At 41.6% G+C, this 1,166-nt stretch carries 1 protein-coding gene; it reads left to right on the forward strand.

Annotated features, from left to right (window positions below):
- A partial coding sequence (tuf, locus tag H4J70_RS20220; RefSeq protein WP_182218777.1) for an elongation factor Tu occupies window positions 1–1,107 on the forward strand: 1,107 nt, incomplete at its 5' end.
- Window positions 1,108–1,166: the final 59 nt, after the last annotated feature.

The raw sequence follows: 1,166 nt of genomic DNA on the forward strand, positions 1-1,166 counted from the left end.
ACTTTAACAGCTGCTATCTCTGCAGTATTAACTAAAGTACACGGTGGTGAAGTTAAAGATTTCGCACAAATCGATAATGCTCCTGAAGAGCGTGAGCGTGGTATTACAATCAATACTTCTCACATCGAGTACGATACAGAAGTTCGTCACTACGCACACGTAGATTGTCCTGGTCACGCCGATTACATCAAAAACATGATCACCGGTGCTGCACAAATGGATGGTGCTATCTTAGTAGTTGCTGCTACAGATGGTCCTATGCCACAAACACGTGAGCACATCTTGTTATCACGTCAGGTTGGTGTTCCATATATCATCGTATTCATGAACAAATGTGATGTTGTAGATGACGAAGAATTACTAGAATTAGTAGAAATGGAAATTCGTGAACTTCTTTCTGAATATGACTTCCCAGGTGATGATTTACCGGTAATTCAAGGTTCAGCTTTAGGCGCTCTTCAAGGCGACGAAAAGTGGGAAGCAAAAATCATCGAACTTGCTGATCAATTAGATAACTACATTCCAGAGCCAGAGCGTGCAATCGACGGAGCATTCATCATGCCTATCGAAGATGTATTCTCAATTGCTGGTCGTGGTACTGTTGTTACTGGTCGTGTTGAACGCGGTATCATCAAAATTGGTGAAGAAGTAGAAGTTGTTGGTATCCGTGATACTCAAAAATCTACTTGTACTGGTGTTGAAATGTTCCGTAAGCTTCTAGACGAAGGTCGTGCTGGCGAGAACTGTGGTGTACTTTTACGTGGTCTTAAGCGTGAAGATGTTGAACGTGGTCAAGTATTATGTAAGCCTGGTTCAATTTCACCTCATACAAAATTCGAATCAGAAGTATACGTGTTAAGTAAAGATGAAGGTGGTCGTCATACACCATTCTTTAAAGGATACCGTCCACAGTTTTACTTCCGTACAACAGATATCACAGGTGCTGTAGAGCTTCCTGAAGGTGTTGAAATGGTAATGCCTGGCGACAACTTGAAATTTGTTGTAGAGCTAATCAACCCAGTAGCGATGGATGAAGGTTTACGCTTCGCTATCCGTGAAGGTGGTCGTACTGTTGGTGCTGGTGTTGTATCTAAAATCATCGCATAATTGCAGATTTTAGTTCTCACGAGAACTTAAAGAAAAGACGCTTAGGCGTCTTTTTTTAT

The sequence above is a fragment of the Colwellia sp. BRX8-9 genome (assembly GCF_014077245.1).
In the GTDB taxonomy this organism is placed as follows: Bacteria; Pseudomonadota; Gammaproteobacteria; order Enterobacterales; family Alteromonadaceae; genus Colwellia_A.